The organism is Bacillus infantis (assembly GCF_020171945.1).
In the GTDB taxonomy this organism is placed as follows: domain Bacteria; phylum Bacillota; class Bacilli; order Bacillales; family Cytobacillaceae; genus Bacillus_AB; species Bacillus_AB infantis_A.
Window position 1 is genome coordinate 411,186 of the sequence record NZ_JAIVAP010000001.1, and the last position, 25,317, is coordinate 436,502.

The 25,317-nt window shown below is 48.0% G+C and carries 31 protein-coding genes and 1 riboswitch; of the genes, 11 read left to right on the forward strand and 20 right to left on the reverse strand.

Annotated features, from left to right (window positions below):
• Positions 1 to 4: 4 nt before the first annotated feature.
• From LCM00_RS02070 to LCM00_RS02080, 3 genes are read right to left on the reverse strand one after another with little or no spacing between them, the layout of a single operon-like run.
• Positions 5 to 199, reverse strand: coding sequence for a hypothetical protein (locus LCM00_RS02070; protein WP_101547829.1), 195 nt, complete (start codon positions 197 to 199; stop codon positions 5 to 7).
• A 20-nt stretch (positions 200 to 219) separates the two neighbouring features.
• Positions 220 to 1,188 (reverse strand): bile acid:sodium symporter family protein, encoded by a 969-nt coding sequence (locus LCM00_RS02075; protein WP_224897404.1) that lies wholly within the window; start codon positions 1,186 to 1,188, stop codon positions 220 to 222.
• Positions 1,189 to 1,234: 46 nt separating this feature from the next.
• A complete protein-coding gene (locus LCM00_RS02080; protein WP_224897406.1) occupies positions 1,235 to 1,825 on the reverse strand; it encodes a DUF1836 domain-containing protein in 591 nt (196 codons plus the stop codon).
• A gap of 144 nt (positions 1,826 to 1,969) precedes the next feature.
• On the opposite strand from LCM00_RS02080, the gene trhA reads away from it, so the two are divergent.
• The 6 genes from trhA to LCM00_RS02110 all read left to right on the forward strand — a co-directional run bounded on the left by trhA (position 1,970) and on the right by LCM00_RS02110 (position 5,306).
• Positions 1,970 to 2,617 carry a PAQR family membrane homeostasis protein TrhA gene (gene trhA / locus LCM00_RS02085; protein WP_224897408.1) on the forward strand — a complete coding sequence of 216 codons (648 nt, stop codon included), beginning with the start codon at positions 1,970 to 1,972 and terminating at the stop codon, positions 2,615 to 2,617.
• A 120-nt stretch (positions 2,618 to 2,737) separates the two neighbouring features.
• Positions 2,738 to 3,007: a spore germination protein gene (locus LCM00_RS02090; RefSeq protein WP_224897409.1), complete on the forward strand. Its 270-nt coding sequence runs from the start codon at positions 2,738 to 2,740 to the stop codon at positions 3,005 to 3,007.
• Positions 3,008 to 3,049: 42 nt separating this feature from the next.
• Positions 3,050 to 3,505 (forward strand): Hsp20/alpha crystallin family protein, encoded by a 456-nt coding sequence (locus LCM00_RS02095; protein ID WP_224897411.1) that lies wholly within the window; start codon positions 3,050 to 3,052, stop codon positions 3,503 to 3,505.
• Between the two features lie 194 nt (positions 3,506 to 3,699).
• The gene (locus tag LCM00_RS02100) at positions 3,700 to 3,948 is read left to right on the forward strand and encodes a spore germination protein (RefSeq protein WP_224897413.1); all 249 of its coding nucleotides are present in this window, start codon (positions 3,700 to 3,702) and stop codon (positions 3,946 to 3,948) included.
• Between the two features lie 17 nt (positions 3,949 to 3,965).
• A complete protein-coding gene (locus tag LCM00_RS02105; RefSeq protein WP_224897415.1) occupies positions 3,966 to 4,208 on the forward strand; it encodes a spore germination protein in 243 nt (80 codons plus the stop codon).
• A gap of 126 nt (positions 4,209 to 4,334) precedes the next feature.
• Complete coding sequence (locus LCM00_RS02110) at positions 4,335 to 5,306, forward strand: DMT family transporter (RefSeq protein ID WP_224897417.1); 972 nt, start codon at positions 4,335 to 4,337, stop codon at positions 5,304 to 5,306.
• Positions 5,307 to 5,327: 21 nt separating this feature from the next.
• On the opposite strand, the gene LCM00_RS02115 is transcribed toward LCM00_RS02110, so the two are convergent.
• Positions 5,328 to 6,110: a YqcI/YcgG family protein gene (locus LCM00_RS02115; RefSeq protein ID WP_224897419.1), complete on the reverse strand. Its 783-nt coding sequence runs from the start codon at positions 6,108 to 6,110 to the stop codon at positions 5,328 to 5,330.
• A gap of 157 nt (positions 6,111 to 6,267) precedes the next feature.
• Here LCM00_RS02115 and LCM00_RS02120 point away from each other — a divergent pair, with 157 nt between their 5' ends.
• The 3 genes from LCM00_RS02120 to LCM00_RS02130 are packed head-to-tail and all read left to right on the forward strand — an operon-like array spanning position 6,268 to position 8,879.
• Entirely contained in the window at positions 6,268 to 7,704 is a 1,437-nt protein-coding gene (locus LCM00_RS02120; protein WP_224897421.1) for a PQQ-dependent sugar dehydrogenase, read from the forward strand.
• 14 nt (positions 7,705 to 7,718) lie between these two features.
• Positions 7,719 to 8,270, forward strand: a complete 552-nt coding sequence (locus LCM00_RS02125) for a hypothetical protein (RefSeq protein ID WP_224897423.1) — start codon at positions 7,719 to 7,721, stop codon at positions 8,268 to 8,270.
• Positions 8,271 to 8,309: 39 nt separating this feature from the next.
• Complete coding sequence (locus LCM00_RS02130; RefSeq protein ID WP_224897425.1) at positions 8,310 to 8,879, forward strand: hypothetical protein; 570 nt, start codon at positions 8,310 to 8,312, stop codon at positions 8,877 to 8,879.
• Positions 8,880 to 8,892: 13 nt separating this feature from the next.
• On the opposite strand, the gene LCM00_RS02135 is transcribed toward LCM00_RS02130, so the two are convergent.
• A complete protein-coding gene (locus tag LCM00_RS02135) occupies positions 8,893 to 9,369 on the reverse strand; it encodes an RrF2 family transcriptional regulator (protein WP_224897427.1) in 477 nt (158 codons plus the stop codon).
• 171 nt (positions 9,370 to 9,540) lie between these two features.
• On the opposite strand from LCM00_RS02135, the gene hmpA reads away from it, so the two are divergent.
• The gene (gene hmpA / locus LCM00_RS02140; protein ID WP_224897429.1) at positions 9,541 to 10,755 is read left to right on the forward strand and encodes an NO-inducible flavohemoprotein; all 1,215 of its coding nucleotides are present in this window, start codon (positions 9,541 to 9,543) and stop codon (positions 10,753 to 10,755) included.
• Between the two features lie 454 nt (positions 10,756 to 11,209).
• On the opposite strand, the gene LCM00_RS02145 is transcribed toward hmpA, so the two are convergent.
• The 11 genes from LCM00_RS02145 to LCM00_RS02195 form a co-directional block, all read right to left on the reverse strand.
• Positions 11,210 to 11,848: a precorrin-2 dehydrogenase/sirohydrochlorin ferrochelatase family protein gene (locus LCM00_RS02145; protein WP_224897432.1), complete on the reverse strand. Its 639-nt coding sequence runs from the start codon at positions 11,846 to 11,848 to the stop codon at positions 11,210 to 11,212.
• Entirely contained in the window at positions 11,829 to 12,578 is a 750-nt protein-coding gene (locus LCM00_RS02150; RefSeq protein ID WP_224897434.1) for a sirohydrochlorin chelatase, read from the reverse strand. Before LCM00_RS02150 ends, LCM00_RS02145 begins: the two co-directional genes overlap by 20 nt.
• A 12-nt stretch (positions 12,579 to 12,590) precedes the next feature.
• Positions 12,591 to 13,370: a uroporphyrinogen-III C-methyltransferase gene (gene cobA / locus LCM00_RS02155; RefSeq protein ID WP_224897436.1), complete on the reverse strand. Its 780-nt coding sequence runs from the start codon at positions 13,368 to 13,370 to the stop codon at positions 12,591 to 12,593.
• Between the two features lie 2 nt (positions 13,371 to 13,372).
• Complete coding sequence (locus tag LCM00_RS02160; protein ID WP_101547842.1) at positions 13,373 to 13,591, reverse strand: DUF3906 family protein; 219 nt, start codon at positions 13,589 to 13,591, stop codon at positions 13,373 to 13,375.
• Entirely contained in the window at positions 13,575 to 15,206 is a 1,632-nt protein-coding gene (locus LCM00_RS02165; protein WP_224897439.1) for a nitrite/sulfite reductase, read from the reverse strand. Before LCM00_RS02165 ends, LCM00_RS02160 begins: the two co-directional genes overlap by 17 nt.
• A gap of 12 nt (positions 15,207 to 15,218) precedes the next feature.
• On the reverse strand, positions 15,219 to 15,821 hold the full coding sequence (gene cysC / locus LCM00_RS02170) for an adenylyl-sulfate kinase (protein WP_224897441.1): 603 nt from the start codon (positions 15,819 to 15,821) through the stop codon (positions 15,219 to 15,221).
• 13 nt (positions 15,822 to 15,834) lie between these two features.
• Positions 15,835 to 16,980, reverse strand: coding sequence for a sulfate adenylyltransferase (sat, locus tag LCM00_RS02175; protein ID WP_224897443.1), 1,146 nt, complete (start codon positions 16,978 to 16,980; stop codon positions 15,835 to 15,837).
• A 5-nt stretch (positions 16,981 to 16,985) separates the two neighbouring features.
• Positions 16,986 to 18,065, reverse strand: coding sequence for an inorganic phosphate transporter (locus LCM00_RS02180; RefSeq protein WP_224897445.1), 1,080 nt, complete (start codon positions 18,063 to 18,065; stop codon positions 16,986 to 16,988).
• A gap of 15 nt (positions 18,066 to 18,080) precedes the next feature.
• Positions 18,081 to 18,791, reverse strand: coding sequence for a phosphoadenylyl-sulfate reductase (locus LCM00_RS02185; RefSeq protein ID WP_224897447.1), 711 nt, complete (start codon positions 18,789 to 18,791; stop codon positions 18,081 to 18,083).
• 107 nt (positions 18,792 to 18,898) lie between these two features.
• Entirely contained in the window at positions 18,899 to 19,030 is a 132-nt protein-coding gene (locus tag LCM00_RS02190; RefSeq protein WP_009793599.1) for a YezD family protein, read from the reverse strand.
• A 119-nt stretch (positions 19,031 to 19,149) separates the two neighbouring features.
• Positions 19,150 to 19,253: riboswitch (SAM riboswitch) on the reverse strand.
• Between the two features lie 120 nt (positions 19,254 to 19,373).
• Entirely contained in the window at positions 19,374 to 20,186 is an 813-nt protein-coding gene (locus tag LCM00_RS02195; RefSeq protein ID WP_224897449.1) for an RDD family protein, read from the reverse strand.
• A gap of 96 nt (positions 20,187 to 20,282) precedes the next feature.
• On the opposite strand from LCM00_RS02195, the gene LCM00_RS02200 reads away from it, so the two are divergent.
• Positions 20,283 to 21,263: a stage II sporulation protein M gene (locus LCM00_RS02200; protein WP_224897451.1), complete on the forward strand. Its 981-nt coding sequence runs from the start codon at positions 20,283 to 20,285 to the stop codon at positions 21,261 to 21,263.
• Positions 21,264 to 21,285: 22 nt separating this feature from the next.
• Here LCM00_RS02200 and LCM00_RS02205 read toward each other — a convergent pair whose 3' ends face one another.
• The 4 genes from LCM00_RS02205 to LCM00_RS02220 are packed head-to-tail and all read right to left on the reverse strand — an operon-like array spanning position 21,286 to position 25,288.
• Positions 21,286 to 22,629 carry a DUF58 domain-containing protein gene (locus tag LCM00_RS02205; RefSeq protein WP_224897453.1) on the reverse strand — a complete coding sequence of 448 codons (1,344 nt, stop codon included), beginning with the start codon at positions 22,627 to 22,629 and terminating at the stop codon, positions 21,286 to 21,288.
• Positions 22,595 to 23,524 carry an AAA family ATPase gene (locus LCM00_RS02210; protein ID WP_224897455.1) on the reverse strand — a complete coding sequence of 310 codons (930 nt, stop codon included), beginning with the start codon at positions 23,522 to 23,524 and terminating at the stop codon, positions 22,595 to 22,597. Before LCM00_RS02210 ends, LCM00_RS02205 begins: the two co-directional genes overlap by 35 nt.
• Positions 23,521 to 24,648 carry a DUF4350 domain-containing protein gene (locus tag LCM00_RS02215; RefSeq protein ID WP_224897457.1) on the reverse strand — a complete coding sequence of 376 codons (1,128 nt, stop codon included), beginning with the start codon at positions 24,646 to 24,648 and terminating at the stop codon, positions 23,521 to 23,523. The genes LCM00_RS02210 and LCM00_RS02215 overlap by 4 nt, the downstream gene beginning before the upstream one ends.
• Positions 24,629 to 25,288 carry a DUF4129 domain-containing protein gene (locus LCM00_RS02220; RefSeq protein ID WP_224897459.1) on the reverse strand — a complete coding sequence of 220 codons (660 nt, stop codon included), beginning with the start codon at positions 25,286 to 25,288 and terminating at the stop codon, positions 24,629 to 24,631. Before LCM00_RS02220 ends, LCM00_RS02215 begins: the two co-directional genes overlap by 20 nt.
• Between the last annotated feature and the right edge of the window lie 29 nt (positions 25,289 to 25,317).

Below are 25,317 nucleotides of genomic sequence, written 5' to 3' on the forward strand. Positions count from 1 at the left end.
CTGACTAATTGTTTCTTTTAAAGAAGTTCGAGGCCGCTATAAGGAGGATTCCTCCTATAATAACAGGTATGGACAGATTGCTTACAGCGGCTGGCACATCCCCGATATCAAGAAGCGGATTGACGGCAAAACCAGCTGCAAAAAGGGCCATACCCAGGAAATATAGTGTCTTGCCTGTTTTCGAAAGGCGGTTGATCATTATTATTTGCCTCCTTTATATTAAACGGCTTTGGTAACCGGCATCTCCCTCTGTTGGTGATTCATGCGGTTAAGGAGGGTGCCGGCCGAAGCAGCCAGAATTTGCTGAAACAGCATGCCCATGATGACCGGGACTGCAACCGGGGCCGGAAAGTAGGCGATGGCCAGCACGGCACCTGCACTGATATTTCTCATCCCGCTGTTGTAGGTGAGCGAAATGATGCCAGCTGTTTCTTCTTTCATGAACCTCCCTGCGAGAAAACCCAAAAGGTAAGCAGTGATAGACAGGATAAGTACAGCAGCTGCTATTCCCCATAGCTTGCTGGAAAGTGTCTTAATATACGGGGCAATGGCTGAACTGTTGATGGCGACCACCACACCGATGCCAATTTTCGAAAAAGGTGATAAGAACGGATTCAATTTTTTAGGTGCTGTCCCTTTCGAAAGCTGATTGGCTGCCATTCCCGCAATGGACGGCAGCACAATCATCCAAATCAGCCCTCCCATCATATCAGCCGCATTCATCACAACCGATGCCCCTGCAAAGAGGTGCAGAATGAATGGCACTGCAAACGGGGCGATCATAGTGTCAACAAGAATGATGCATAAAGTCAAGAAGGTCTTGCCTTTATAAAGCGCCACCCAGACGAGGCTGGTGATGCCGGTTGGAATAACAAAGGAAAGGATCAGCCCCGTCCTCGTATAGGCATCATCCGGGAAAAAAAGCCTGCCTGTGCCATATGCAGCAGCGGGCATCACCAGATGAAGGAGCACCAGGCAGATGATGATCGGAAGCGGATGCAAAATGACCTTCTTCAGATCACTGAAGCTTGAGCCGACGCTTCCGGAAAATGTCATGAAGGCAAATAGCCATGGCACGATAAAGACGAGATTATGAAGCTGATCTGCAAATGTGATGCCGAGAAGAACAGCCAGCGGTGTCATGAACGGCATAAATTTCTGTAAAAATCGGTTTAGATTATCCAGCATTGTTTCTCCTCCGGCCTTTGTGGTTTAAAAAGAAGGTGAACGGGTATTACCCTTTTGGGGCTGGAGGATTTCCGCCTAGTTCATCGATCAGCCTTTCAGCTGTCCTTCTATACATATTGCCCATATGGACGAGCGAGAGGATCAGGAGGATCTGTTCAAGCTCGCTGCTGCCTGCTTCCAGCTCTTCTGCCTGTTCGCGTGCCAGGCGGCCGCGGAGCGGGACATCTTCTTTAAAGCCGGCCAGATTCTGTTCTGCCAGCTGGAGATAGCTGCTGTAAAACTCCTCGATCCGGAGATTGCCTTTCAATGCCTTATTATTCGCCCCATCCAGGGTCAGTTTGATATCCTGGATGGACAGGGACCCTTTAAGCTGATAGATGAGGCTGATCATCATGAGCTGTTCACGGGAATATTTTTTATTTTTGACCGGGGTGAACAGCTTTCCTTTGGCATAATTGTTGATCATCGTTTTGGTGAGGACCTTTTCCCCTTCATTGCGGGTGGCTGAACCAAATGTGTTCTCAAAAAGCTGGATCACCTGATCCATATACAAATCGATGCCTGGAAGCTCTTCAGGCAAAAGCTGCCTTTCAAAGCCAAGGGATTCGATCAGTTCTGTCATATTGTTTTTATCCATATTGTTTTACCCTCTAGCTTTCTATGTAGTGCGCTTCCTTTATTTTACCATAAGTGAGAACTATTTGTTGACGGGAAGGGATAATCGTTATATTATGATAAGTAGTTATCAATACTACGTATCGTTATGTAAGGGGGAATTGTCTTGAATTCTTATATCCGCGAGCCAATCAACGGGCTCACACATCTTGCTGGCGCCATCCTGTCGTTCATCGGCCTGCTGGCAATGGTCATCAAAGCCTCGATGGTAACTTCATCTGCCGTCGCAATCGCCTCATCAATTGCTTTTGGCGTCAGCATGATCCTTCTGTATTCTGCTTCTGCCACGTACCATATGGTGATTGCAAAGGATAGGGTAATCGCTTTCCTGCGCAGGCTTGACCACTCAATGATTTTCGTTCTGATTGCCGGATCTTATACTCCCTTCTGCCTTGTGAGCCTGAATGGCACTACAGGCTGGGTCATTTTTTCCATTGTCACCCTTGTAGCCGTCTGCGGCGTCATTTTCAAAATGGTGTGGTTCAATTGCCCAAGATGGCTTTCAACTGTCCTGTATATTGCGATGGGCTGGATCATTGTATTGGCTTTCTCACCGCTTTCAGATGCAATGTCCTTCCACGGAGTGTTCCTTCTGTTGCTTGGTGGAATCTTCTACACGGTCGGCGGCATCATCTATGCAGTCAAACCCAGATTCCTGGAGTTCAAACATATGGGCTTCCACGAAATCTTCCATGTATTCATCATGATGGGCAGCATGGCCCACTTCCTCAGTGTTTATCTTTATGTGCTGTAACCGAAGCTGAACGGATTACCCGTCAGCTTTTTTTGTGGGCAAAAGGCCCTTGGTGCGTGATAGGAACCCATAAAGCTGTTACGCATATAGTAAAGGAAACAATAACCGAGGAGAGGTTCTATGCCTTTAATTATTAATATGTACTGCATGAAGGTGAATAGCATCTCGGGCAATGGCTCTGTCACCGTTGGAGAAGCCACTCACAACAGCCACTCAAGCAAATCGAAGTCCCAGGGAATTACGTCATCCTATGGCGATACGTCCCCTGTAGAAGCCTTTATGGAAAATATATATATTGATCCGGATGTAAATGACCAGACAGATATCGGCACTTCTGATAACGCCTATGTTGGGGCACGTGCAGGCGGGCCGCCGCCTTCCCTCTATTAGTTGCATAATCCACTGGATTTAATGGATTGAAGGAGGTTTCCCATGAACATTGATAAAATGACGAAATGGCTTGAACTGACCAATAAATATCAAAAAAATGATTTCTGGCAAAATATTTTTGATCAGGAAAAGCCATTGGCCGAAGCAGTAGATGATGATTTTGAAACAGAGCAGGCATTTGTCCCGCTGCACGATATTTACCAAAATGAGAGCCACATCTGTGTTCTGGTCGAAGCTCCAGGCGTCAGCAAAAAAGATATTAAGATCTCGCTCCAATCACGGTCAAAACTCTGCCTGAAGGGCTATATCCATCCCCCCTACCCTTCAGAAATGCTTTTAAGCAAAGAAAGGCATTACGGTGAATTCCTGAGGGAGATTCCGCTCCCTGAGCCGGCTGAATCCAAAGATATACAGGTGAAATTTTCTGATGGCCTCATTTATGTTTTTTACCCTAGAGTGGCAGAATCGATTGTTATCTATGATGAAAGCGGCCATTGATACGCCCTATAAGAAAAAGTGTTTAGGAGCCTGTCCGTAAATCAGGTCCAGTTGCCGTCATTTCTACCAGGGATCTCTGTACATTTATTTATATAAAGATGGCTATCCAATCCTGTTGCGCCGCTGCAGCCTTAACTCACCTATATGGAACTATTGCATATAGATAGCAATAAAAGTGATAAAGGAGAATTGAGTTGGCAAATAATTATGTTTTCGGTCAAGTTGTTGTAAATGGAGTCATTCAAAATGGGAATATTGATATTGGCAATAACCTTCAGAACAGTCATACTGCTAACTCCAAATATGTTGGTGCCTGCTTTGCCATCGGAGATTGTACGACTGTAAATGGATCGGGAATTAATGCGGTGCAAGACCCGGATATTTCTGACCAGGGCCAGATTGATAATCCTTCTGATCCTCAGGCAGTGTCCATTTCAAAATAGGAAAGGAGCCGTTCAATATGCCTTATGCAATCAATATCTTTAATATAAAGACAAATGGAGTCACACAAAACGGAAACCTGGATATTGGCCCCACGGTCCATAACTCCCATACCGCCAATTCGAAAATGGTAGGAGTCTGCTTTACCCTTGGTGATATCTCTTGCGCCAATTCCCTTGGGGTAAGCAATTATATTGATCCGGATGTAAGCGACCAGGATCAGATTGCAAACCCATCAGCACCAATTTCAAATCAATTATAGAATTTCTGAAGCTTCTTTGTAATCAAGGGGCTTTTTTTTGTGTGACAGGATGAACCGATTTACACTTCTACCCATTTGACTTATAATTAGTTAAAATATTCAGAAAACAGGAAGTGTTCGACGTCAATGAAAGAAATTATGATAGGCATTCTCGCATCCTTATTTTTTGCGGTCACCTTCATCCTCAACAGAACAATGGAGCTTGCAGGGGGAAGCTGGCTTTGGAGCTCTTCCTTAAGATTTATTTTCATGGTTCCTTTTCTTGTCGTCATTGTAGCTTTGCGTGGAAATGGGAAGCAGCTATTGGCAGAAATGAAAAAACATCCTTTCTGGTGGCTGTTGTGGAGCTTTTTTGGATTCGTCCTTTTTTATGCCCCGATCACATACGCGGCTAGCTATGGACCCGGCTGGCTTGTTGCCGGCTCCTGGCAGCTGACGATAGTGGCCGGCACCCTTCTTGCCCCTTTGTTTACTTCTGGAGGCATTGATGGAAAAAGAAATAAAATTCCCTTTAGGGCCCTTTGCTTTTCGCTTATCATTCTGGCAGGAGTCATCCTTATCCAGCTTCAAAAAGCAGACGCTTTGTCTCCCGCTGAAATGGCTGCAGGGATCCTGCCTGTAGTGGTGGCTGCCTTTGCTTATCCGCTCGGAAACCGGAAAATGATGGAGCTTTGCGGTGGCAGGCTTGATACCTTCCAAAGAGTGCTGGGGATGACAATCGCCAGCCTCCCTTTCTGGCTCATTATCGCAGCTGCAGGCTACGCAAATGCCGGCCTTCCTTCCTCAAGCCAGCTCTTGCAGACCTTCATTGTCGCCATTTCATCCGGTGTCATAGCGACAACCTTGTTTTTCATTGCAACTGACCGCGCGCGCCATGACCAGTCAAGGCTCGCCGCAGTGGAGGCGACACAGTCGACACAGGTGCTGTTTGTGATGGCAGGTGAAGTTCTCCTATTTTCGGTTCAGGCACCTGACACCCTTTCTTCTGCAGGACTGCTGGTCATTGTAATCGGAATGGTGCTGCACAGCCGGTTCTCGCAATCCAAAGCTAAACCCTCAATGGCAATTCCGGCTGCACCTGTTAATAAACAGGCTTGAAATTACAAAGGACGAGACATTTCAATTGTCTCGTCCTTTTTCCATGCCCAAAAATTCTTTGCTTTTATTCTCTGCAAGCATCCGGTGGAAAGGACATTTGCTAAGTGCACTGTCATCGTCCCTCAGGAAATATTGCTGCCACTCATAATTATTCTCGCTTCCATAACTGTTTAAATGGGGATGGGCCCCGATACTGTCGTAAGCTTCCAGCCGGTCGCGTATTTTGCTTTTTACCTTTGCAGCACGTTCGGGGGCCGAATTGAACTCTTCCAGCACCCAGCGCGGTGTGATTGCCAGCATGAAATAAGGAAAATATCTGCTTTGCCTGTTTACGTGCGCAGGTGTGGCGCAATACATGAAATACTGTTCACCATGGCTGCAGAACTCCCAAAGCGGATCGTGCGGGTCCTCTGGTATATGCGCTGGCCATTTTTCCCTGTCCCTCCCGGCTAAAAGATTCAACTGCTGCCAGAAAAGTTCTTCAAACTCCTCCACCGTTCCATGCTCCGCCAGCTGTTCATTTGTTTCAAAAAAGACAATGAGCGAAGTATAGCTGCCAAAGCTCCTTGAAACTGCTGTATACTCCCTTATCATTTCTGCCAATTCGCCTGCTGAAGAAATACTCCGCGGATCTCCGGCAAATCCATAGCGAAGCTGCTGAAGGGCATATCCCTGGGTCGCCGGGATACATGGGAATCGATGTTTTTTATTGCCCAGCTTTGACTGGAATGCCCTTAGTGCATCTTCTTCCCAGCAGTCAGTTTTTTTCAAGCCGGATATGTCGCTGATTAAATGCATGATCATCCCTGCCTCCTGTTTGCTCTTTCATCATATTCAGGATGGTCTGTAAATGGGTTTGTACAGCAAAAAACCGGGCTCATACGCCGGCAAATTGAATACCCTTTTTCCTGTAGGACTATACTGATAAGGTTTTTTACTAACTAAAATCAAGGAGATCATAATGGAACATATCGCTTACACCCACTCTACCGAAAAAGTTTTGAAGCTCCCTATAACTGCACGGCCACTGGTGAATCCCGATGATGTCTGGGTCCCTGAAGGGTACAAAGTGGAAGTGGCCGCTGCCGGCCTGTCCTTTCCGACCGGGATGGGATTTGCGGAGGACGGCACCCTTTACATATTAGAAGGAGGAAGCACCTGGCCGACAAGGCCTGCCCTCCCGCCAAGGATTTTAAGCCTGGATCCTGATGGGATGCTCGAGGTTTTTGCGATTGAGACATTGGGCGGACCGCGCGGAGTCGTCTGCAGGGACGGCAAACTTTATGTTTCCTGTAAAGGCGGCTATCTCGCCCGGATAGTGGCATATGACAGAAAAACGAAGGAGCGCACTGTCCTTCATGAAAAAATACCGAGCGGCGGCTGGCATGAACCTGGGGGACCCGTTTTTGGGCCGCATGACGGGTTATTGTATTTTGCCAATGGATCAGTTTCCCAAAACGGCGTCTGCCTCCCTGCAGGCTTTACGGTCGATCTGGCAAAACATCCTGAAGCCCATGATGTTCCCGGAGCGGATATTACCTTGACAGGGCATAATGTTACATCCCGAAACCCTCTCATGCCCTTCCCTTTCTTAACAGAGACAGGCGCTTTCAAGCCATTCGGAACATCAGCGCAGAAAGGAGAAAAAGTCAAAGGGGAATTATGGTGCTCAACGGGCCTCTGGAGATCCAAACCGGATGGAAGTGAACCAGAATTGCTGGCCTGGGGACTCAGAAACCCATATGGACTGGCTTTCAGTGAAGATGGCGAATTATATGCCTCAGATAACTGCCTGGAGGAAAAAGGCGAACGGTCGATCGCCGGAGACCCTGATAGAATCTGGCACATCCGCAATGCCAAAACAAAGCATGGATCAGTAAAAACGCCGGACTGGTACGGTTTTCCAGACTACCGGGCAGATGGCGTGCCTGTATGGGATGAACGCTGCAAGCCGGCAAAAGGGAAAGCAGCTGAGCAGCTGATTGAGAATCCACCTGAATGGGCCGGCCCTCCGGTTTACCTGGAGAAGCCTCATTCGGCTATGACAAAAATGGAATTTTGCACTTCCGATTTCTTCGGTCACCGCGGGAAGCTGTTTGTAACAGAATGGGGTACCTATGCTCCCCTCAACACCCCGCACGAGAAAGACCTGAATAACGGATTCAGGGTGGCGATGGTTGATGTTAAAACAGGAACTTCTGAGGTATTCCTCCGCAACCGGGCCCCGGGAGCTGCTTCCTATTCAGGCACAGGCGGAATTGAAAGGCCGGTTGACTGCAAATTTCACCCGGACGGAAAAAGCTTGTATGTACTTGATTTCGGCTACTCCCCTGTGACAAAAGGATACATCCAGGCATATGGCCATACGGGAGTTTTATGGAAAATTACAAAGGAATGAACGGAGGGAACGATATGCACGAACATAAAACCATTCTTATTGAGCTGGGTGAAGATTATATTGAAATGCAGAAGAATGAAATGGAAAAATGGTTTGAACATATCCTCACAGCCCAAACCGCTCTTGAGGTTATGCTGGCAAAAGCAGTGCCCTCTATCCGGGAGCCCCACATCAGGGAAGCTATTGAAAAAATACAGAAGTCGCAGCAGCATCATGGGGAAAGTGCGGAAAACCTTTTTAGCATTATAGGCCGCACAGCCGATGACCGTAAAGACCGGATTCTCGGCACGGTGATCGGCAAAGTGGAGGAAGCTTTACTGTCTTTTCAGGACTTCCTCGCTGGTGCAAAAGGATCATGGCAATCCTTGCATCACCTCCTCCTGTTAAACCAGCAGGCAATGGGCGCTTTTGCCGTTGGCGAACAGCTCGGCCTTTCAGTCGGGAGCAGGGAAGTTGCTGACGCCTGTTTCCTGATTGTCCATGATAAAACGATGCACCAGCTGCTGCTGCAGGAATATATGCTGGAAATGGCTCCCATCTCAATTTTATATAAAGAACAGGTATAAACCCGCACAGGAGCGCATTGCCTATAAGGGGGTGGAAAAATGATCAGAAAATGGTTTTTGGGATTATCAGCGGCAGAGGAGATGTCCCGTCATTCTAATACGGTCAAAATGGTGATGGGTGCGATCCTGGGAGGCTTGGCGGCAATATTTCAATCAGCCGGGCTTTTTGGCGGTGCAGGCTATGCGCTCAGCATCCTGACCACATGGCCCATCATTATAGCCTGCTTTCTATCAGTGCGGATCGGCCTGCTTACGTATTTGCTCACAATTATGATGCTTGCTGTCCTCCAGCCTTCTGAACTTTTCGTATTCCCATTTACCACCGGCTTGCTTGGCATCAGCATCGGCATTGCCCTTAATAGGCTGAAACGGCCTCTGGCTGCCATCTTATTTGGAGGTGCATCCCTGACAGCCGGCATCTTATTCCTTTTGTATGTGATTGGTTTTCCGATACTTGGCCCTTCCCTTTCAGGATACTCCGCATTGCTGACGGGCGGACCCATATTCCTGTTTGGCCTTGCCTACAGCAGCATATGGCTCTGGCTATCCCTCGCCACAATGAAGGCGCTCAACCGGACAGTTCGGAAGAAATCACCGGAGATGACATGAAAAAGGCTGCCGTTTAAGGCAGCCTTTGAACATGGACTTCATCTTGTCCTTCTTCAGTTTTGCGGGCAAAATATTCTTTCAGCATGGCTTTGTTTTCAACAATATCTTCAAGTGTATACTGATCCAGCACCTTTAAAAAACTTTCAAGCGCGTGATTTAAAATATGCTTCAAGGAACAGACAGGTGTAATCACACAATTATTGTTATGGTCAAAGCATTCAACAAGATAAAAATCTTCCTCTGTCTTCCGGACTATTTCCCCGATATTTATATCGGCCGGGCTTTTTGCGAGCCTGAAACCCCCGTTGCGACCTCGGACAGTTTGGATATAGCCCATTTTCCCAAGATTATAAATGATTTTCATTAAATGGTTTTTTGAAATATCGTAAGCTTCAGCGATTTCCTTTATGTTGACGAGCTTGTCATTTTGATGTGAAGCGAGATATATTAATACTCTTATTGAATAATCCGAATAGGTTGTCAGCCTCATGATTTTCCCTCACATTCTGTTCTTTCCCCATCTTATCACAATTGTGAACAAATCTTAAACTTTGCTGTTCTGCTCTTTAAAAGATGTATTTAAAATATTGCTTTTTAGTTATCCGGCTACTAAAATAAAGAAGTATTTAAAATACTACTTAAGCAAAGAAGGGATTCAGCAATGCTATCTCAAAAGACCATTGACACTATCGTATCAACCGTTCCTGTATTAGAAGTAAAAGGAACGGAAATAACAACCGTCTTCTACCGAAACTTATTCTCAAGTCATCCGGAATTATTGAATATCTTTAATCATGCCAACCAGCAAAGGGGCAGACAGCAGACTGCACTTGCCAATACCATTCTTGCAGCAGCGGTTTATATCGATAAGCTTGAAGTCATTATCCCTGCAGTGAAGCAAATAGCCCACAAGCACAGAAGCCTTGGGGTCAAGCCTGAACATTATCCTATTGTAGGAGAACATCTTTTGGGAGCAATCAAAGAAGTGCTAGGCGATGAGGCAACTGATGAAATCATCGGAGCATGGGCAGATGCCTATGGCGTAATTGCCGACGCCTTTATCGGAATCGAGAAGGAAATGTATGAAGAAGCAGCCAGCCAGCCTGCAGGGTGGATTGATTTCAAGGAGTTTACAGTCACTGATAAAGTGAAAGAAAGCGATGTTATTACCAGCTTCTACTTAAAGCCGTCAGACGGTTCAACTGTACCGGCCTTCTTGCCTGGACAGTATATTACCTTACGCATTGGCATTCCTGGTGAAGAATATCTGATGAACAGGCAGTACAGTCTTTCAGCAGCACCTGGCCAAGATTATTTCCGGATTTCTGTCAAACGGGAAGCAGAAAGAAATACACCTGAAGGCAAGGTCTCCAATTATCTTCATGATGCTGTTGAAACAGGCAGCATTATAGAAGTGACGGCCCCAGCCGGTGACTTTGTACTTGCAGCTGATGCTGATGAACCGGTTGTGTTCCTTAGCGGCGGTGTCGGAATTACTCCTTTCATGAGCATGATCAATTCTATTGCTGAGCGAAACCCGCGACGCAAGGTAGAGTTCATCCATGCCTCCAGAAGCAGCAGCCACCAGCCGTTCAAAGAGGAACTGTCCTCAGTTGAAGCTAAACTTGAAAACAGCACGCTTCTGTATGTATACGAAAAAGCTCAGGACACTGACCGCCAGGATGCCCGCTTTGCTAAAGAAGGCTATATAGATGCGGACTTCCTCCGCGAAATCCTGATTGATGGTGCACACTATTATGTATGCGGGCCGGTTCCGTTCCTTCGTGCCATTGTCAAAGGATTAAAAGAACTTAATGTAGAAGAATCCCAGATTCACTTTGAATTCTTCGGACCGGCTTTGAATCTGGAAGAATAGGAATTTATGACAAAAAAGAAGCTGGCGGTCCTTTACGGGTTCGTCAGCTTCTTTTTTGTAGTGTTTGGGAACAGGTGTGGTGTGGCTTGGTTGATCTCCGGGTGAAAATGATAATGTGCGGCTGTTTTGGTGATTTTCAGGGGAATTCCGGCCGTTATTATCAGCAGTTAAAACATTATAGGAATTTTATTGAGTATACAGCCGTGATTGCTGGCTGTCTGGTATGGCTGGCCCTTATAAACAGCGGTCAATTTCTGTTCTTTTTATCAAAGTTCGGATTATTTCATTCATTTGCGGGATTATTTTAATCAATTCGCCCGATAAGATAATCAATTGGCCCATTAATCTACTATTTCAAGAATACCAGAGCTCATGCGGCGGTTCTGATAAGTCCCTCGAACTAACCCGTATGCCTTAAACGATTCTAACGCCGACCTTGCCAGGTTCAGTATCATCAAACCGCTTTGCCATCTTCCCCCACTCTCTCCGCCATCATCCTGATTTCCGCCACCTTTTCCTCCTGCTTGCTCTCGCTCAATCGGTATTCATCCTCCAGCAGGCTCCAGAGCAGCCGGTCTTTTTCATCGGCGGTAAGACCAAGCCTCTTGATTTCCACCCGGCATCTTCCAAGGAAATCTGTATAAGCTGCCCAAGACTCGTCAAAAAATCCCTCTAAATCTTTTTTCAGCTTCCGTGTCAGCTTGGGGCTGGTGCCGCCTGAAGTCACAGCGATCTGAAGACCGCCCCTCCGGACTCTTGCAGGGAAAGTGACATTGCCGGTTTCAAATTCGTCAACTACACAGACGAGCTGATTGGCCGGAAGACCCTTCTGCAGCTCATCATTGGCACTCCGGTCATTTGTGGCCAGTATTGCAAGAAAGGCATCAGCGAAATCTGCAGCCTCCGCCTTACGTTCAATAAGAGCATACCCTTTACTATCAGCCATCAATAAAGCTTCCCCCGAAAATGAAGGGGCAATGAAAGTGATGTCAGCCCCCTCCCCGTCAAGGACACGAGCTTTCCTGGCCGCAATCCTGCCGCCTCCGGCAATGACGACTTTTTTCCCTCTTAGATCAATGAACAGGGGCTGCATCCTTCTCCTCCTTTCCTGCTGCACGGGCAATGACGATTTCCTCTATTGCAGAATGCCTGCTCAATGAGCCGGTATGTATGATCTGCATGCCCTGCTTTTTCCTTTTCCTTACCGCGTTCTCAATTTCACTAAGAAGGAGCCCGCCGAATAATAAATAAGGAACTGCTATGATTCTTCCCCGGCTATCGGCACAAACACCCTCAAGCCCTTCATCGATAGTTGGAGAAGCCGCAGCCAGAAAACAAACCTTCACCCTGGCACCAGTCTTATCAGCGACGCCCCTTCTAATCTCTTCAAACGCTTCAAGAACAGAAGGATCACTGCTCCCCCTCCCAACAAGCAAAACAGAATCCTCTTTGGAAAGCACCATTGCTTCCTGAAATATCAAATCACATACTGCATCAATAATCGTCTGCTGGACACCAAAGGGATCGGCCACTTCAACAGGTATGTCAGGAAAATTATTTTTTAACTCTTTCAGAATATCCGGGATATCTTCTTTTATATGCCCCGCTGATAAAAGAAAGATCGGAACCACTCTGATGGAGGAGGCCCCCCGGCGAATACATTTTTCGTAAGCTTCGCCAATCGACGGTTCTGCAAGCTCCAAAAAGCTGATTTCCTGGATCCGTGAAGAAGATTTGCTGATAATCCTATTCAAAAAGTCCCTTGCCTCCTGTGCCCCCTTTTTCGAGCGGGTGCCATGCCCTATATAAAGGATCGCTTCCATGTTCCTCCTCCTTTATATTCCCTGGATGACCGGGAGCTGGGGTGCAATTTCTTCTTCAAACCAATGAAGCTTTTTGTGCAGCTTGACGACTTCCCCGATAACAATCATGCTTGGGTTGCTGATGCCGGACCGTTCAACAAGCGGCACAATCGTCTCAAATGTCCCAGCTACAGTCTGCTGGCCAGAAAGCGTGCCCCAGTGCACGAGGGCAATGGGCGTATCCTTTTCCTTTCCGTTTTCGAGGAGCTTGGCAACGATATTAGAAAGATGTGATACTCCCATATACACACAGATGGTGTCTACTGCCCTGGCGAGATGGGCCCATTGATGCTCTGCTTCCATGTCTCCAGCCTGATGGCCTGTCACAAAGGCGAAGCTTTTGCTGAGGGTGCGGTGCGTGACAGGGATCCCTGCGTAGGCGGCGGCCCCGATGCCAGCCGTTATCCCGGGAACTATTTCAAAGGGGATGTCATTATTGGCGCATTCCTCCGCCTCTTCCCCTCCACGGCCGAACACGAAGGGATCTCCGCCTTTCAATCTGACAACATTCAGTCCCTTTTTGGCAAATTTCACAAGGAACCGGCTGATTGTTTCCTGTTTCATTGTATGATAATGGGGGAGCTTGCCGCAGTAAATCAGCTGGGCGCCTTCTTTCGCGTGCTCAAGCAGCTCCGGATTCACCAGCCGGTCATAAAGGATGACATCCGCTCCCTGGATGCAGCGAAGCCCCTTAACGGTAATCAGCTCGGCTTCCCCCGGACCTGCCCCGACCAAATATACTTTTCCTGGCATCACTACCACCCTTTCTCATCTTCATCAAATATATATCCTGCATTTTTTGCAGCGCGTTTCTTCTCTCTTAAGGCCACTTCCTGTACACCGGGTTCTTTCAGATAAAATTTCTCAAGCTCAACATCCAATTGACGGAAAGCCGCCTCGTCATTTTCAGCGAGGATGACAGCGGCAATCTCCTTCTCCTCCAGCTGCACACTGAATCTATAAAGATAGGCCATGGGCTTCTTTTCCCAATATGATGTCAAGCTGCTGCTGGAAAAGCTCCAGACCGGCCCTGCCGACGAAATCGAAGAAGGATTCCCCGGCTGCCTTCTCTTTTTTGAAAAATTGCAGCAATTCCTCGAGTACATCTGCCAGCTTTTCCGCTTCTACTTTTCCCTTTAGCTTTTCATTGAATTTGCCACCGGCATTCAGGGTTCCTCCTACATAAATCTCGTAAGCTTCCACCATTTCTTTTTTTTCATTCCGCACCTTCATCCCCTGCAGGCCAATATCGGCAATCTGCCTTTGACCGCAGGAGTTCGGACAGCCTACCATATGGATCCTGACCGGCACATCGAGGGCGATCCGGTTATCCAGCTCTTCAGCTATCACGCGCATCCTTTCTTTTGTTTCAACAAGTGCCAGATTGCAATATTCAATCCCGGTGCAGGAAACCGCGTGCCCGATAAAAGAATTGGGATTGATGGTGATGCGGCTGAAAATCGGCTCTTGTAGCAGTGCTTCAACGTTTTCCTCAGCTATATTGGGAATGATCAGATTCTGCGAATTGCACGTCCTTATTTCTCCGTTCCCATATTGGGCAGAAATGCGTGAAAGCTCGAACACTTCATCAGACGACAGGCGCCCCACCGGCACATTGAATCCAAGGAACTTCAGGCCGGGCTGTTTCTGGTCATGGACACCGTAAAAATAGCCGGCATTCCAGCCTGCTGCAGGCTCTGTTCCTTTTTCAGGAAGAGGGCCTGTGAACTCCAGCAGCTTTTCCTTGAATTTCTCTGGACCCCAGTCTGCCATAAGGAATTTTAGTCTGGCAAGATGCCTTTTTTCCCGGTAGCCGTAGTCCCTGAAAATCGTTGTTACGGCAATTGCTGTTTCCAGTGTGCGCTCAGGCTCGATAAATACATCCAGTGTTTCTGCCAGATACGGTCGTGAAGAAAGTCCGCCGCCAACCTTGAGGTGGAACCCTTTTCTCTGCTCGCCATCAATCACCTTGACCGCCGGGGTAAAGGATACACAGTTGATTTCCGCATTAGAAGCATTATGCAGATTAGCTGAAATTGACATTTTATATTTTCTCGGCAGATTGGAGAAATCTTCATTCTTCTGAAAATAGGTATATACATCCTTGACAATTTCAGTGGTATCAAACAGTTCATGCGGATCAAGCCCGGCAATAGGGTTGCCGACAATTGTTCTTGTGATGTCACCGCATGCCCCTGCACTCGAAAGGCCGACAGCCTCCAGCCTGTTGAAAATATCAGGGATCTGCCCGATTTCAAGCCAGTGGAATTGGATTGCCTGCCTTGTTGTAATATCAAAGACGCCGCGCCCGTAGTCCCGGGCAATTCCTGCCAGTGCATCAACCTGCGGCTTCGTCAGGATGCCGGAGGGGACGTTCACCCTTATCATGAAATAGCCATCCTCCTTCGGGCGCTGCAGATACAAGCCTGCCCATTTGAACAGGTCCCATTGATCCTTTGGAATGGATTCAAAGCCGTTTGCTGCATAATAGGGAATATCATTAAGAATTTCGAGTCCGTCTTTTTCCAGCTTTGCTTTTTCCGTTTTGTTCAGCTTTTCATTATCAGCCCAATGCTTTACATATGCCATTCTTGCCCCTCCTTAAATGATACCCTGCTCTTTTAAATAGATTAATATCTTTTCAGCCGCCTCTTCTGGAGAAAGCTGGTCAGTCCGAATGATAATCTCCGGTTCTTCCGGTTCTTCGTAAGGAGCGTCGATTCCTGTAAATCCCTTGATTTCTCCGCGCCGTGCTTTTTGGTACAGCCGCTTGGGATCCCGCTTTTCGCATTCTTCCAAAGGGCAGTCAATGAAGACTTCAATGAATTCCCCTTTTTCAGGAAAAAGGCTCCGCACCAGCTCCCTGTCCTTCCGATAAGGTGAAATGAATGCTGTACAGACAATCTGGCCGCTGTCTGTAAACAGCTTTGCCACCTCACCGATGCGGCGGATATTTTCATTTCTGTCCTGCTCTGAGAATCCGAGGTCGCGATTGAGTCCATGGCGGATATTATCGCCATCCAGGACATATTCAGCGATGCCATCCTTGAAAAGCCGGTGGCTGACGATATTTGCGATCGTTGATTTTCCTGATCCGGACAGGCCGGTAAACCAGAGTACACAGCTGGCATGGCCGTTCTGCGCTCTCCGTTCTTCCTTTGTGACTGCAGTTTCATGCCAGGTCAGATTCAGTGATTGTGCCATGTTAGCGTCCCCCTTAAACCGTTTCTTTTTCCCGAAGGCCTTCAATCAGTACCTCTATCACTTCTTTCCTGCTGAAAGAGGAAGGCGGGATCTCTCCTGCACGGAGCATTTCCCTGACCTTTGTGCCTGAAAGAACCACCCTGTCATCTGCTGTGTGCGGGCAGGTCTTGTCGGAAGCCATGCCTTCGCACACATTGCAATAGAAGCTATGTTCAAAAAATAACGGCTTGATTCCCAGCTCCTCTTCGGTAAATTCGCTGAATATATGCTGGGCATCATAGGTTCCGTAATAATTTCCTACTCCGGCATGATCGCGCCCGACAATAAAATGGGTGCAGCCGAAGTTCTTTCTGGCGATGCTGTGAAATATAGCCTCCCTCGGCCCCGCATACCTCATGGCTGCTGGATAGACTGCCAGCTGAACACGGGATTCAGGATAATAATGCTCCAGCAGCACCCGATAGCTTTTCAGACGGACATCTGCCGGTATATCATCCTCCTTCGTATATCCGACGAGAGGGTTGAGGAAAAGGCCGTCGACTGTTTCCAGGGCAGCTTTCTGGATATATTCATGGGCCCGGTGCACCGGGTTGCGCGTCTGGAAGCCCACAACCGTTTTCCAGCCTTTTTCGGCAAATAATGACCGTGTTTCTTTTGGTGTCAGCCAGACATCTGCGAACTCTCCTTTATCAGGATTTTTAATCAATGTAATTTTTCCTGCAGCATAGGTGCCGCCTCGTTCAAAAAGCTTTTTAACCCCGGGGTGCGCCCGGTCAGTTGTCCGGTAGACAGATAGTGCCTCTTTTTCAAGATCAGGCTGATAAAGCTCTGAAAGTTCAAGAATCCCATAGGTTTCTCCTTTATGATTCAGCCTGCAGGTATCGCCTCTTTGAAGCTCTTCTGCTTTATCCGGGGTGACTGGCAGTGTGACCGGTATCGGCCATACTGTCCCGTCTGCAAGGCGCATCCTTCCAACAACAGATTCATAGTCTTCTTTTCCCAGAAAACCTGCCAGCGGGCTGAAAAGGCCGCAGGCGATCAGCTCCAGGTCGCTTAATGCAACTGAGTCTATTTCTATCTCCTTATTCGTGTTCTGGACGGGATAATTTGGATTAAATGCTTCAATGAGTTTGCCTCCATGAGGCATAGGTAGTGACATTTTCATCAGCCTTTCCTTGCTAATTTGTAAGTTTCATTTTCCGGCAGGGCCGCGGTCTGCCTTCCCATCAGGAAACGGACACCGAATACAGAAATGAGGACCCCAGCCATGGCAACAATCGGATAAAAGTCGTGCTTGATCATGATCTGGATCAAGGTATAGCTCAGGACCATCGATAGGACTGGCGACACAAGCCATACACCGAGCAGCCTGACGACGATTTCTTTCTGGAAAACAGAGCGCCCCTGGCCGGCAAAGCCGATTCCGATGATGGAGCTTGTCGTGATCTGGGTCAAAGGGACGGGAATCCCGAACAAGGATGCTGCAGTGACAATGCCTGCCCCCGTACCAGAGATAATGCATCCTTCCTCAAGTTGGATATCAGTTATTTTCTTTCCGTTTGTCTCCAGCACTTTGCTCCCGAGAAAAATTGCCCCGGCAGCAACGAATATGCCGCCCCAGAAGATTCCTGCCCCTGAAGAGAGAATGTCAGCGCCAACAAGGGGGCCGACCGCATTGGCAACATTGTTCATGCCGGCCGAAAAGGCTTCAAACAATCCCATGAGAGCGACCAGAATGCCAAGGAAGCGGATGGTGCCCGGCTTTTTGGCTTGCTTGGACAAGCGGAACATCCTGAGCAGCTTCGCGGCAATGACAGCAATGATAAAGGCTGCCAGCGGCGTTAGAAGCCAAAAGGAAATGATCCACAAGAGCTTGGAAGCAAATAAGGATTGATAAGCAATCCCTGCTCCGACAACCGATCCGACCGTCACCTCACTCGTCGAAAGCGGGATGCCGAAAATATTGGCCAGGAATAGCGACAGTGCTGCCGAAGCAAGGACTATCAGGGCAATGCTCACCGTGAAAGTGCTTTTCGGCACAATCCCGCTTCCCATCGTTTTGACAACCTCGCCCCCTCCGAGCCAGGCGCCAAGGAATACGGCTGCCCCGCAAAGCAGCAGGGCAGTTTTTCTGTTTTTAATCGACCCGGATCCGTAGGCGATCCCCATCGAGGCTGCTGCCCCGCTTGCTCCTATATTCATGGCAAAGAATAGTCCAACAGTCATTGCTATTGCTGCAAGCATGGTCGTGCCCCCCTTTCACCCGGAATGCAGGCCGCATTCCGTCTTGCCGGTCCCGGCCCACCTGCCTGCCCTGCTGTCCCCGCCATCTCCTGCAGCCCTTGTACAGGGAAAGCAGCCAATGCTTGGATACCCATTGTCATGGAGGCTATTATAGGGGAGATCTTTTTTTCGGATATGCTCCCACACATCCTCCCAAGTCCAGTGGATTAGCGGACAGATTTTCACATTATGGAATTTGCTGTCCTTGTTTAAAAATTCCGCCCCTGCCCTGGAGGCAGACTGTTCCCTCCTCAGCCCGGAAATCCAGGCCATTTTGCCTTTCATGGCCTCCTGGAGCGGGATGATCTTCCGGATGCTGCAGCAGCGGTCCGGCTCTTTTTTCCACAGTGCCGGTCCATAGGCTACCCGCTGATCATCCAAAGTAAGGGCCGGCAGCTTCCTTTCAATATTCAGCTCAGGAAAACGCTCCTGCACCCTTTCGATGACTGCATAAGTTTCCGGAAAATGAAGCCCGGTATCCAGGAAAATTATATGGGCATCAGGCTTTATTGCCTGGATCAGATCAATCAGCACAATCGCCTCTGCCCCGAAGCTTGATGCATAACTTATTTCCTGCGGGCTGTAATGGCTGAACGCCCATTCCAGCACATTTTTTGCCCCTTTGAATCCATCATCTTCAGGGAATGACGGCGGTTCCCAGTGTGTGTACGTTAAGGTGGTGCTCATTTCAGTGCTCCTTTCATGATGCCTTCTGCTTTTGGCCTGCTTTTTAACAAGAAAAAAAGGCAGCCTTCCTCCCGCTTCGGGAGAAAGACCGCCTCTAGTTTGTCTAGTCAGCGCGCTTTATTAGATTGAAGGCGAACCTTTTCATTCTTCTCGATTTGAATGACCTTGCCATCCTGCACTACAAGTGTGATGCTTCCAAACTTAACAGACTGCAGCATCCTTTGCAGATGTGCTGCCACTTCCTCCCAATCAGCATGCTTCAGATCGGCTCGCCTCCTTTTTGAATGGCTGGGATGGGCACAAGGAGGAATAAGAAAACGCCTTTTCCAACAGGAAAAGGCGCATTTCACATACTTGCACCTTATCTCCCAAAATGCTGGACATTTTGCTGGAATTGGCACCTTGCTTTTAGCAGGTTGCCGGGCTTCGATGGGCCAGTCCCTCAGCCACTCTAGATAAGTGATATAATCAGGAGCGTTTGCTCTGATTTATTTTGTTGAAATTAATCCTACCATACCCATATGATTTGTCAACGAGTTAGCAGGAAGTTTTCTAATTATTTTTTCAATTAGGAAAATCTGCTCATTTTATCTGATTCTCAAACTCCCACTCTTCTTTGCCGATTAAATAAAGAACCAGCAGGATGTCTTCCAGCTGCCTGAATGATTTCCGTTCTGGATCGATATCGAGCTTTGGCAGGAGCGTATAAGATAGTTTCTTTGTGAGCTCTTCTCTTTTGCCTATAGGGAGCTGGAGCAGTCTTTCGCTATAGGTTTTTAAAAGCTTCCATTCCTCGGCGCCAATTTTCCTGACAGTCCATTCGTCCATATATAAATCTTCCTTTTTCAGGCCTCTTTCCCGGATTTCTTTTTCAATCCCGGTCACTTTACCCGGCTTCTTCTTTTTCCTTTCATGCACGACCACAGTACCTGCAGCCAGATCGCCGACCCGTTTATGCCTGGAATGAAAAAACACCATCAGGATGCCAAGCAGATAGTACACCGGCAGGGAGTCGATGATTCGCAGGAGATTGCGGATAAAGCTTGAAAGCAAAGTGATGCTCTGCCCGTTATCCTGGATGACCCGGATGCCCATGATTTTTTTCCCCGGTGTCCTTCCCGCCCAAAAAAATTCAAATACAAAAAAATAGCCCCAGTTGACCAGAAAAAGGCATATAAGTATAATGGCGAATGGCCATGAAAGGAAAGTATCATCTAGAAAGAACGCAGCAGCACTGGAAGCATAAAAAATAAATAACAGAATGCTGGCCAGATTGAAGACCATGAGAATCAGCTGATCGATGATGATGGCTCCAGCCCTGCTGCCAAGTCCGGCAGTCTGGAATTGAAGCGATACATATTCAGGTGTTTTGACAAGGATTGTTTCTGTTTGCATGATGCACCCCATTTCCTGGAAGTTTTGCCTGTATCTCTCTCTCCCTATGACTTATAATGGAGATACAACTTTTATGGTTACAGGCAGGTGATTAGTTTGAATAGTAAACAGTTCATCAAGCAGCATCGGGAAAACTGGCAGGAGCTGGAGGAGCTGCTCGCCAGGATGCAAAGAAGGAAAGCTGCAGGAACTGATCTGGCCCGGTTTGACAGGCTGTATCAGAAAGCAGCACAAAATCTTTCATTCTCCCGGACTTTCTTTCCTGACGAAGAAGTGACTTTTTATTTAAATGATCTTGTCGCAAAGACGCATAATCTTTTATATAAAAGCCAATCCTCCAGCATGGCTCAGCTGAAAGATTTCTTCCAGATCAAGTTTGTAAGGCTGCTGTTCGAGCAATGGAAATTTGTAGTTGCCAGCATGCTTCTTTTCACTTTAGGCGGTCTGGGCAGCTTCTTCGCTGTCATCAATGATCCGCTTTCGATCCATTCGATTCTCCCCGCCGAGATGTCAGGGGCGATAGACCCCCAGAGGCTCGGCGAGAATGAAGGTGCGGTAGATTCTGCCGTCATGTCAGCAAGCATCATGACCAATAATATCCGTGTCGCGATCCTGGCATTCGCCGGCGGCATCACCTTCGGCATTTTGACCGTCTATCTTATGATTTATAATGGCATCATTTTAGGCGCCATTGCCGGCCTGTTCTGGTCGCATGGCAAATCTTATGAATTCTGGGCCTATATTGTCCCTCATGGAATGATAGAGCTTACCGCTATATTCATAGCGGGAGGCGCCGGCCTGCTGATGGGCTACAAGCTTCTTGTCCCCGGCAGATACTCCCGTGGCTACCAGCTGAAAACCCAGGCGAAAAGGTCGGTGCAGCTGCTGTTGGGAACTATTCCGCTCTTTATCTTCGCCGGGTTGATCGAAGGGTTTATCACACCTTCTCCTCTTCCGCTCGAAATGAAGTATGCGGCCGCCTTCCTGACGGTACTTGGACTTTTGTTTTATGCATGGTCAGGCTGGCTACTGGATCAAAAACGAAAACGCCTCGAACATCCCCTGCAAGCTCGATGAGACCTTGCAGGAGGATGCTTCTTTAAAGAAGACCCCGGTTCAACACACTGATATAATGGGACACAGCAGCTGCGGCGAGCCTTCCTTCAGGAGCTTCCGCCATTTGCAGGCCCTGCTTTTCCCACTTCAGCTTTTCCCGCTTAACCATAAGGATCTGCTGCTGCGCCATGCTTTTCAGCATAGCGCTTTTTATATCCTCCGGCCGCGCTTTGGCATGTGCTGCCCGGATATTGTCTTCTATTCCCAGCATAAAGAACAGGTGCCTCTGCCGGATCCTTTTCAGGTAAACAAGCGCACTTTCCTCCAGGATGAAAGTCTTTACGTCAGAAAAGAGAAGCAATAAGCTCCTTTTATTCTGGACAGTCTGCAAATATTGAAAGGCACCGCTATAGTTGGATTCTGCAGCATCCGCCTGGATCGCATATAAGGCTTTCAGGATGAAGTTTAAGTGCTGCATCCCTTTTGCAGGCGGTATATAAGATTTAATGTCTTTTGAAAAAGCGAGCATGGAAACATAATCACCGTTTTTGAGAGCAGCCGCTGCCGTAGTCATCGCCGCCTCCAAAGCCTTTTCAAGCCGGTTGCCGGTTTCCAGCTCCGCACCCATGATCCTGCCGCAGTCAATCATAATAGTGACATATTTTCCGTGCTCAGGCTCATGGACATTGGCCATGACCTCCTGAAGCTTGGCAGTCTGCCTCCAATTGATTTTCCGGGGATCATCGCCTGCCGCGTATGCCCGGATCTTTGAAAATTCCCCCGCTCCGCTCTGCTGCCTCCGGATCTTTTCTCCTTCATACAGCAAATAGGATTGAGCATTTTCAAGATAACGCCGGGTTTCGGTCAAATCAGGAATCACCTTTACTTGGCTTTCCGCCTCTTTCACCATCTGTTTCTCCCATAGGCCAAGGATACTGCTGCAGCGGATATAAATCCTGTTCAGCTTATAATGCCCCCTTGTACCAGCCTTGGTTTCATATTGCACTGCTCCCCTCGTGAATCCTGCAATCTTGCGCTTAAGCGGAAAAGGCCTGGCAAAGGAGTCGGAAAGATCATCAATGATCCTTAACGTTAAAGGCTGCCGTGAATGGTTTTCTATTTCAATGCCAATTTCAAATGGAAGCCCTCTTTCCATTTCTTCCGGTACACTCCGCTTCACCATGATCTGCGAACTTTTAGGCAATAGAGCCAGATCCGTGAAGGAAAGCAGCAAAAAACCGATATTGAGCCCTGCTGCCAGCTTCCATGGCACTCCCCAGAATGCTGCCGCCGCCAGGACCAGTGAAAGAATAAGCATGCCGATAAGGAGCCGTTTTCCAGGCAGTATGCCTCTATCTCGGAACAGGAACCGATCCCACAAGCTCATCGATGGTCTGGTCAACAGTCCTTCCCTCCAATTCTGCATTTGGTGATAATTGGATCCTATGCCTTAAAGCCGGCTTGGAAACCATCTTGATGTCATCAGGGGTCACATAATCGCGGCCAGCCAGATAGGCCCATGCCCTTCCGGCCTTTCCGATAGAGATGGCCGCCCTTGTACTGGCACCGAACCTGATGGACTCCGCTTCACGCGTTTTCCTGACAATCTTCATGATATAATCCAGAATGTCATTGCTTAAAGCGACCCTCTCAATATCCTTTCGTATGGACAAAAAGTCATCAAGTGAAAGTGCCTGCATGATCGACCCGGTTTCCATCCGTCCTTCCAGCACAGACTGAAGGACAAGCTTTTCTTCATCAAATTCAGGAAAAGCGATGATCAGTTTAAAAAGGAAACGGTCCTGCTGGGCCTCAGGCAAAGGATAAGTCCCTTCAAATTCTATCGGATTCTGGGTTGCCGCAACAAAAAATGCTTCCGGGAGCTGATAGGTCTCCCCCTGTATAGTCACTTGCTTCTCTTCCATCGCTTCCAAAAGAGCAGCCTGTGTCTTCGCAGGTGTCCTGTTGATTTCGTCGGCGAGCAGGACATTAGTAAAAATCGGCCCTTTCAGCGTCTGGAAAGAGCCTTCCTTCATGTTATAGATCATGCTTCCGGTTATATCGCTCGGGAGCAGGTCAGGTGTGAACTGGATCCGGCTGAAATCGCCGCCGAGAAGCCCGGCCAGCGTCTTGACCATCTGTGTTTTCCCAGTGCCCGGCACCCCTTCGATCAGTACATGCCCCCCGGAGAGGATAGCGGCTAGCAGAAGCCGCAGGTTCAGCCCCTGTCCTTTTATCCGTCCCTCATACTGCTGCAGAAGTGCTGATGTATCTTGATTCAATTTTTCTCCACCTCTTTCCTTAAATCATCCAGTTTTGCAGACCAGCGCAAATAATCTTTTTTATGCAAATTCTCTTCTTTTAATATAGAAGATATCCCTTCAGTAAGTGAATCCACCTCTTTTTCAGTCAAGGATGATGCTTTTGCCAGTATGGATTCCCCAGCTTCTTCCCAGCCGCGGCTGTATGGGATGCCCCATTTTTCCTGCAGCAGCTCTTTCGTATAATCAGCCTGGATCCTGAGCGAGTCCTGGTAGCGTCTTCCCCTTATGTGCCAGGCAGACAAAGCAGCAATCTTTTCATCGGTAAAACGGACAGTTTCCTCCCTTGGCCAGTCGACAGGGCCAAACCTTTTGCCTTTATAGAATATCCATAATAAGGCGAGCAGGGCACCCTGGATAAGAATAACGAGGAACCATTGGGGATATGCACCCACGCCTGAAGATGATTCCTGCCCATGCAAAAATTCATCTATAAAAATATCCCGGGCAGCTGCTACGTCCATTAACGCCAGGATGAGCTCAAAATGGTTCTCATCCAATATCATTCCATTTGTGAGCCAGGAAGGGGAATTGACGGCAATCAGGCTGCCTTTGCCAATCGCCCTTTTGACTGCCACCGCTCCCAGTTCATCGGAAAGCAAAATTTCATCTTCAGGCTCTTCTGTAATCCTGAACGGAGAGAATACGGCAGCACTGTGCTTTCCCCCTTCCTTATCGGCAACCATGACGGCGCTTTCCGCTTCAGAGGCAAATTGCTCTGTTTCTATTCCAAACATAGGTGCCGGATTTTCCTTGAATAGCAAAATTGTATGGCCATTCTCCAAAAATCTCGTATAAGCGGCCATCTCCTCTCTGTCAGGGACAGAACTCGGCTCTGCCATGACCAGAAGGATGGGCTCTTCAGGGTTTGGAAGCAGACCGGGATCCCTGCTCCATTTTCTGATGCTGGAGCCGTTTTGCTCCAAATATGTATACAGTCCCTTGATGCCTGTCGGGGAAGGGGATTTGGACAGATAAGGAGGATAGCCGGCAGGCGCGTCTCCGGCCAGGAAATAACTGGCCATAATAAACAGCAGAAGCGGAACTATCCAGTAAAAAGCCTTCTTAATCAGCTGAGTCCGCAATTGCCGGTTCCCTCCCTTCCTTCAGGTTTGAACTATTGTCCATAAGTCTTAATGTTTCTTTCTTGTATTGCTGGAACTCACCGGGCTTTATGCTTTGCCCCCCATAGGCAGCCCTGTCGAAAAGCGCTGACAGAGAAAAGAAAATCTCAGCGGTTTTGCTGTCTGTTTTTTTGAGCTCCTCATAATAATCCCAGTTTGTTTTCCATATTTTAGCCTTCAGCCACCCGTGTTCATCGAACCACAATAAAAGGGCAAGGAATATATGCCGCGCTCCCTTTGTCAGATCCCCTGCTTCCTCATGCTTTCCGGCTTCCTCAAGATGCTTCTTATAGGACCAGCTGATCTCAGAGGCCCTGTCGAGTGGCTGATGCTCCTGCAGGATCTTCTGCCTTTTGGCAGCCCTTGATGCCGCAAACACGACTATTCCAATGAATAGGACTCCCGCCAGGACCATGATGAACGGAAAGGAGCCTGAAGATCCGCTGGAAAATTCTATCTGCGGGAACAGCCCTTCAAGCCACGTGAAGAATTTTTCCCTCAGCTTCTCAAGAAAGCTCTCCCCCTGATCCTGGTAGACGGTATATTCCCTGTCTTCCAATATCTCAGATAGTTCTTTTCTTGCTTGCTTTGCATTCTTCAACGTCTCCACCTCTTGCCAATATTCTCAAC